General features: G+C 44.8%; 5 protein-coding genes and 1 pseudogene. 2 read left to right on the top strand and 4 right to left on the bottom strand.

The features are described from left to right. A partial coding sequence (locus JCM15074_RS17515; protein WP_025822894.1) for a dehydroquinate synthase/iron-containing alcohol dehydrogenase family protein occupies nt 1-686 on the top strand: 686 nt, incomplete at its 5' end. 323 nt (nt 687-1009) lie between these two features. Beyond that, nucleotides 1010-2209 carry a putative manganese transporter gene (locus tag JCM15074_RS17510; RefSeq protein WP_025822892.1) on the top strand — a complete coding sequence of 400 codons (1200 nt, stop codon included), beginning with the start codon at nt 1010-1012 and terminating at the stop codon, nt 2207-2209. Nucleotides 2210-2242: 33 nt separating this feature from the next. Here JCM15074_RS17510 and JCM15074_RS22865 read toward each other — a convergent pair. The 4 genes and pseudogenes from JCM15074_RS22865 to JCM15074_RS17495 all read right to left on the bottom strand — a co-directional run bounded on the left by JCM15074_RS22865 (nt 2243) and on the right by JCM15074_RS17495 (nt 7957). Beyond that, nucleotides 2243-5367: pseudogene (locus JCM15074_RS22865) on the bottom strand (efflux RND transporter permease subunit). A 12-nt stretch (nt 5368-5379) separates the two neighbouring features. Beyond that, on the bottom strand, nt 5380-5553 hold the full coding sequence (locus tag JCM15074_RS25075; protein ID WP_234400270.1) for a hypothetical protein: 174 nt from the start codon (nt 5551-5553) through the stop codon (nt 5380-5382). Further along, nucleotides 5544-6635, bottom strand: coding sequence for an efflux RND transporter periplasmic adaptor subunit (locus JCM15074_RS22860; RefSeq protein ID WP_234400269.1), 1092 nt, complete (start codon nt 6633-6635; stop codon nt 5544-5546). Before JCM15074_RS22860 ends, JCM15074_RS25075 begins: the two co-directional genes overlap by 10 nt. Beyond that, nucleotides 6635-7957, bottom strand: a complete 1323-nt coding sequence (locus JCM15074_RS17495; RefSeq protein ID WP_234400268.1) for a TolC family protein — start codon at nt 7955-7957, stop codon at nt 6635-6637. Before JCM15074_RS17495 ends, JCM15074_RS22860 begins: the two co-directional genes overlap by 1 nt. Between the last annotated feature and the right edge of the window lie 138 nt (nt 7958-8095).

Here is an 8095-nt window from a genome sequence, read left to right as displayed (position 1 = left end):
CCGATGAAACTAAATACCCTGTGGTTGATAAGCACTTTACTCCTATCATTGCAGTTAACGATTCTGAATTAATGGTCGCAATGCCTAAATTCTTAACTGCTGCGACTGGTATGGACGCATTAACTCACGCAGTTGAAGCTTATGTCTCTACTGCTGCTACACCAATTACTGATGCATCTGCTATTAAGGCGATTGAGTTAATTTCTCAAAACCTAGCAACTGCCGTTGAAAATGGTGAAGACCGCGAAGCACGTGATGCAATGCAATATGGTGAATACCTAGCAGGTATGGCGTTCTCTAACGCATCTCTTGGTTATGTTCACTCTATGGCGCACCAATTAGGTGGTGTTTATGACCTAGTACACGGTCTATGTAACGCTATCTTATTACCTGAAGTATCTCGCTTTAACGCCAAAGTCACACCTGAGCGTTTCGTTGATATTACTAAAGCAATGGGCGTTGACGTTACTGGTATGACCCAAACACAAGCTATTGAAGCGGGTATTGCGGCGATTGAAGCGCTATCTGCTCAAGTGGGTACAAATCAGCGTTTAGCTGACCTTGGCGTGAAAGAAGACAAGTTAGCATTTATGGCACAAAACGCCCTAAACGATGCTTGTTCACTGACTAACCCACGTCAAGCAAGTCTTGAAGAGATTGTTGAGATCTTTAAAGCTCGCATGTAATCACTACCTGCGAATAGCAACAAGATTGAATAACTCAAACTCAACGACATGACCGAGTTATTCAATAACCTAAAACCTTCGACAAACGTTACAACACAACAGCAAAAAGGGTAAAGACGGAGTCTTTACCCTTTTTTTATCTCTATTTTTCGTCAACACATTTCAAGCTAAATATCACTGCGGCCTTTGCGTTACTCATCGGTCATCAAAAACGATTAAGGTCATCGGCCATATCTTGCATTTCATACTTGATAATGATTATCATTTACATATAATTGTGGCAATCTATATGCCTATAAACATATCAATTATCGGAGGTGCTGATGAATACACTAACCATTAAAACAAGCAGCTATTTACAGCAATTCCGCTTATCACATAAACGTCTTATCCTACCGATATTAATGCTAGTACTGATTGCTACACCAAGCACTCATGACATTGCAATTGGCAGTTTGTCAGATGCCTTTTGGGCTGTCTCTTGCTATGTAGCACTGACTTTATCGATTTATCATTATTGCGCAAAATTATTTAGCCAAAACAATAAACTAAGCCAGTTATACCACCAGTCTGCGACCAATCAGGTCGTTATTGCCTCTTTATTAGGTGCATTACCTGGGTGTGGCGGCGCGATTGTGGTCACCAGTCAATTTATTAGTGGCCGCGTTGGTTTTGGTTCATTAGTTGCGGTGCTGACAGCGACCATGGGCGATGCCGCCTTTTTGTTATTAGCAAGCCAGCCAGCAACAGGTTTAGGCGTAGTATTGCTTGGTATTGTGGTCGGTATTATCACGGGCTTAGTGGTCAACAAGATCCACCCCGCTGACTATTTAAGACCCACCAGCCCGCAGCAAACAGACTCATTCAACTCGTGCTCATGCCAAGCCAGTAACACACCGCCGCAGTCGTTAAAAGCGATTAACTTGCAAGGCCAATTTTGGCAGTTATTACTGATCCCTACTGCAGTTATTGCACTGTTGGGGTCATTTCAAGTCGATAGTAATCAGCTGTTGGGGCTGCCAGAGATGAGCATTGAATATATAGGCGTAGGCTTACTGATTATCAGCATGTTTTTATGGGCACTGACCAGTGATATTTATGATTATCAATCGGCAGTGGCTGAAGATGATAAAAGCCGCGCCTCTCATCCCATTCAAAAAGCAGCGCAGGATACCCACTTCATTAGTGCTTGGGTGATTGTGGCATTTCTCGCATTTGAATTAACCAGCCATTTTGCCAACTTGCAGTTTGATAGCATGTTCAGCCAGATGGGTATTTGGATGCCATTAATTGGCTTAGCTGTCGGCATGTTACCGGGCTGCGGCCCACAGATTTTAATCACCAGTTTATACCTCACTGGCGCGGTGCCGTTATCGGCACAAATCTCTAATGCCATTGCAAATGATGGCGATGCCTTGTTTCCTGCCATTGCCTTAGCGCCTAAAGCGGCAATGGTGGCGTCAATTTACACCGCCGTTCCCGCCTTTATTACAGGTTATGCTTGGTTATTTTTATTTGAATAATAAAACGGGGAGCACTGCTCCCCGTCGTTAGTATTATTTACCCCGCTTAAAACGATAAACCAGCAGGTATAACACTGGCAAAATAACCAAGGTTAATAGCGTGGATGAGATAATACCGCCAATCACCACGGTCGCTAATGGTCGCTGCACTTCTGCCCCCGTACCGAGATTAAATGCCATTGGCACAAAGCCTAAACTGGCCACTAAAGCGGTCATTAATACGGGTCTTAACCGCTGACTAGCCCCTTGTTTAATTGCTTCAATCAAGACCAACCCTTGCTGAGTTAATTGTTTGATAAAGCTCAGCATCACCACACCATTGAGTACCGCAATGCCCGATAGCGCAATAAAACCAACTGCTGCTGAAATCGATAATGGCATATCGCGTAATACTAATGCCAATACCCCGCCCGTTAAGGCTAATGGCACACCACTGAAAATAATCAGTGAGTCACGCACTGAGCCAAAGGCGCTGTATAACAAACCGAAAATCAGCAATAGCGTTAATGGCACTACAATCATCAATCGATTTGATGCTGACTCTAACTGCTCGAAAGTGCCACCATACTCACTCCAATAACCGCTTGGTAAATCGAGTTTTTGTGTCATCAATTGCTGGGTATCGCTAATAAATGAACCTAAATCGCGACCTTCAACATTGGCGGTCACCACCACATGGCGCTTACCACTTTGACGATTGATCTGATTTGGGCCAATTTTAAATTGGATCTCCGCCACTTCCCCTAATGGCACATAGCTCAATTCAGGATTAGCGCCTACAGGTAATGCAATCGGTAAATTTTGCAGACGCTGGATATCTTGACGAATATCATCATCGAGTCGCACCACTAATTTAAAACGGCGATCGCTTCATACATGATACCAACATCAACACCAGCAACGGCAACTTGCAAAGCTTGCTGTACATCGACAATGGTTAACCCTAACAGCGCTAAATGATCACGATTTGGCTCAACCGATAAGGTGGGTAAACCTGACATTTGCTCGACTCGCACATCGACTGCACCTTCAATTTGATGGAACAGCCCTACTGCGCGATCACCCGCCTCTTTCAGCACATCTAAGTCATCACCATAAATACGTAGCGCCACATCGGCACGCACACCTGCGATTAACTCATTAAAACGCATCTCAATTGGCTGGGTAAATTCATAATTATTACCCGGCACTTGTGCGATATGCTGACGTAGCTCATCAACAAACTCGTCTTTGGTTTTATTGGGATCTAACCACTGTGATTGCGGCTTAATGATCACTATGGTATCGGCCACACTAGGCGGCATAGGATCGGTGGCAATTTCTGGTGTGCCGACTTTAGAAAACACCCGCTCCACTTCATCGAGTTCATTTATCACTGTTTCCAGTTTTTTCTGCATCTCGATTGATTGCTCTAACCCAGTGCCCGTAATACGCATGGCATGTAATGCAATATCACCCTCATCTAACCTTGGTAAGAACTCTGAACCTAAGCGAGTCAGTTGGTAACTGGTTAATGCCATTAAGCCCAAGGCTAAGCCAACAATCAGTGCAGGCCGCTTTAATGAGAAAAACAGTATCGGTTGGTACACTTTACGCGCACTGCGCATTAACTTATTTTCTTGCTCGTTAATTTTGCCTTTAACAAACAAGGCGATTGCCGCGGGTACAAAGGTCACCGATAAAATCAGCGCGCCCACCAATGCTGCAATCACAGTAAATGCCATTGGCTCAAACATTTTGCCCTCAACTCCGCTTAACGCGAAAATAGGCAAATACACCAACATGATGATCAACACCCCAAATACCGCAGGGCGGAACACTTCTTTGGTGGCGGCAAACACGGTTTCTAAGCGTTCATTTAGGGTTAATAGACGGCCATGTTGTTGCTGCGCCATACCAAGGCGGCGCAATGAGTTTTCAACAATAATCACCGCACCATCAACAATAATGCCGAAATCAATTGCGCCCAAACTCATCAAGTTACCCGACACTCGGTTGGTGGTCATGCCCGTAATGGCGAACAACATACTCAACGGGATCACCAATGCGGCAATTAATGCTGCGCGGAAGTTACCCAATAAAGCAAACAGCACCACAATTACCAGTACCGCACCTTCAAATAGGTTCTTTTGCACAGTGGCAATGGCTTTATCAACCAATCCGGTACGATCATATACCGCCTCAGCGACTACCCCGTCTGGCAAACTGGCATTAACCAACTGCAGGCGTTCAGCTACTTGTTTAGCGACCACTCGGCTGTTTTCACCGAGTAACATAAACGCTGTGCCTAATACGGTTTCTTGACCGTTTTGGCTAGCTGCACCTGTACGTAATTGCTTGCCATAATAAACATCGGCCACATCACCAACACGTACTGGCGCATCATCACGCTTTGCCACCACCACTTGTCTGATTTCATCAAGATTTTTTAGCTGCCCAGGCGAGCGAACCAACCACTGCTCACCGTTACGTTCAATATAACCCGCGCCGACATTGCGATTATTTAAATCCAATGCAGTTATCACATCAGCAACACTGATATTAAAGGCAAGTAGCTTTTTAGGATCGGGCGCAACCTGATATTCGCGCTCATATCCGCCTAAGCTGTTAATTTCAGTCACGCCAGCGACTTTGACTAACTGTGGTCGAATAATCCAATCTTGAATGGTGCGTAAATCTTCGGCGCTATATGCACTGCCGTCTTCTTTGGTGGCACCTTCTTCAGCGCGAATAGCATAGGTAAAGATCTCACCTAAGCCACTACTAACTGGGCCTAAAGTCGGCTTGGCTTGTGCGGGTAATTCGGTTTGAATCGCTTGCAAACGTTCACTAATTTGCTGACGTGCCCAATAGATATCAGTGCCTTCGTCAAAAATCACCGTCACTTGCGACAAACCATAACGCGAAATTGAACGGGTATGATCAAGCTTCGCGATCCCCGCCATGGCATTTTCAATTACATAGGTGAGCCGTTGCTCTGACTCTAGTGGTGAATAACCTGCTACTGCAGTATTAATTTGTACTTGCACATTGGTGATATCTGGCACCGCATCAATCGGCAATTTAAAGGTGTTATAAATCCCCAGTAATGCCATTAATAAGGTCAGTGCCAGTATTAATAAGCGCCGTTTTAGTGCAAAGGAAATAATCGTATCCATGCTTACTGACTCCTAGTGCACATGCTTAGCGGCATTTTTCATAATATCGGCTTTCAGCAGATAGCTATTTTTGATGACGTATTCAGTGCCACTGGCTAAGCCATTAATCACTTCTACATATTTGCCGTCTGACTCGCCCAAGATTACTGGGCGAGCTTCAAAGATATTGCCATGCTTCACAAACACAGCGGCTTATCCATAAAGGTTTGTATCGCATCCACCTTTACTGCCACTGCGGCTTGTTTGGTTGCAGTTTCAATATCTGCTTGTATGTGCATCCCCGGACGCCACTGACCTTGTGGGTTATCCAGTACTGCACGGACTCTGGCAATATGTCCGCCGGTCATCATCGGCGCGATGTAACTCACCTCAGTTTGACCCGCATGAGAATGGTGATCGTCATCAGCCAGTGTCACTTTCTGCCCTAGCGTTAATTTGGCGATATTGTTAGGAAAGGCTGATAACTCAAGCCAGACTTGAGAAAGGTCACTAATTTGCACCAATGCACCATTAACGGTGTGATTACCCACGGTTAAATATTGCTGCGTAATTTGACCATTGGCTGGACTAAACAATTGATAGGTTTGCAGCGTTTTAGCATTCGTAATGGTGGCAATAAGCTGATCTTGTTTAACCTTATCGCCCACACTGACATGCAACTGTTTGATCACGCCATCATAAGGTGCATGCAGGTTAAACTGCTTGTCAGTAATGGGCGCGACTACGCCAAATAGGCGATCAACAAAATGCAGTTGTTGAGTAGCAGCTAGTTGTGTTTCGATTCCTGCTAATGCTAATAAACGATCATTAATTTCGGTACGGCCATTAAAGTTATCGTAATGCCAATCAAAGTCTTGCTCAGCAATGCTGGCATGCACTTCTACCGCAAATGAATGCGGCTCAGCGACACTTTGTTGGCTGACTAAATAATCTTGCTCGGCATTAAACTGAACTGTCTCAGTGACCCCTCCTAAACGGGTGAGTAACACCTCTAACTTGACCTCATTAGGCGGCAATAACTCACCCTGTTTATAGGCATAAACTCGCATTTCAGGCGGAATGCCTGCTTCTGCCATGGTAATTTCGACGCTGTAGTCGCCACTTTCTAACAAGCGGCCGCCATGTGGGCCCTCTGGCGCGTGTTCTTGTTCCTCTTCATGCCCGTGACCATGGCCATGATCACCACCAGCAAAAACTTGATGAGTTGGCACTAATAGCAAACCTACCATTGCCCATACTGCAACTAATTGAGCTAATATCTTTTGCATTATTTTGTCTCCAGTGACGCTTGCTGATGAGGAGTTGCCACTACCATGGATTGTCCAGTAATTCGTTCTAATTCGAGAAGTTGTTGATAAGCCATTGCGCTAAAGTCGATCACCGCTAGCTGTAATTTAAATAGCTCAGATTGAGCATCAATTAATTGCAAAACATTGGCTTGGCCTGTTTGATAGGCTCGCTGTGTATCACTTAATAACTGCTGCGCTAACGGTAATAAATGGGTTTGCAAACGCTGTACTTGGGAGGCGTTATTCACCATCGTTTGATGAATTTCTAACAGGGTAAGTCGCAATTGACTCCGCGCTATACGCTGTTGTTCTAACACATTATTTTGGTCTATTTTAGCGGCTAAAATATTACCTTGATTGGGATTTTCTAATGCGATTGGCATGGATACATTAAACATTAACGCACCGCTATCAAAACCATCATAGCCGCGTACGCCAATGCCAACATTCACATCGGTGACCGCTTTTGATTGTTCAAATCGCCATTTGGCTTGCAGCACTCGCTCCCTGCTGAGTAGGTGTAAATATTGTGGTGCGGTTTCCATCGCATTTAATACACTGGCAGCGGTAGGAACTTGCGTCATTGCAGGTAAATCACCGCTGATCTGCTCAAACTGAGGCTCACTATTCCACATGGCAGCTAACTGATATTTAGCTAATTGCACTTCTCCCAGTAATTGCTGCTGTCTTGCTTGAGATGCCGCAAAACCGAGCGCCATTTTAGCGACATCAGCTTGAGTGACGGCTCCTGCATTGGCGCGGGTCGTGATGGTTTGTAATGCTTGTTGTTCGATATTAAGGCGTTGCTGATTCCAACTGAGTTGTGCCTGCAACCGTAGCAATTGGTAATATCGCTCAGTCGCTAATGCCAACACGTCTAACCGTAATATTTCATATTGAGTTAGCTGTTGCTGCTGCTCAGCCTGAGCCAGATCAATGCGTCGCTGACGTTTGTCACCCAGTTCAATCAGCTGACTTAGCGCCAAGGTCACTTCGGCATTATCAAGCCCTTTTCTATCACCACTGCCTAAGATATTTTCAATAGATAGCGACAATTTAGGGTTTGGGCGAATGCCTGCTTGTAAGGTGAGTGCTTCACTGGCTCTCAGCTCATAGGGATAGCTTTGAAGTTGGCTATTGTTGAGCAAAGTTTGCTCTAATACCCAAGCTAAATCGATACGTTTTATCGTCGGTGTTGATTGTGCTATTGCTGGCGTAACCGTCAGACTTAATAAGCATAAATATACGGCAGCAACACAACGCTTGTATGTCGCCAACCTCATGGTTAACTCTCTCTTCACGAGAACAACTCCAATAATCTCATCGCAACGTAAACTATTGCGACAACGACTAAGCCAACCTTTAACTTGCACATCGCTTTTGCACATAGCAAACATATGCCAAGCAAAGGATATGACTAATTAAATTAGACTTAACTA

The organism is Shewanella marina JCM 15074 (genome assembly GCF_000614975.1).
Lineage (GTDB): Bacteria > Pseudomonadota > Gammaproteobacteria > Enterobacterales > Shewanellaceae > Shewanella > Shewanella marina.
Note: the sequence above shows the minus strand (reverse complement) of the source record. Positions and strands in the feature narration are given on the sequence as shown.

Coding starts and splice junctions, on each gene's coding strand:
- JCM15074_RS17510 (WP_025822892.1), top strand. CDS start 1,010: ATGAATACACTAACCATTAAAACAAGCAGCTATTTACAGCAATTCCGC.
- JCM15074_RS22860 (WP_234400269.1), bottom strand. CDS start 6,635: ATGCAAAAGATATTAGCTCAATTAGTTGCAGTATGGGCAATGGTAGGT.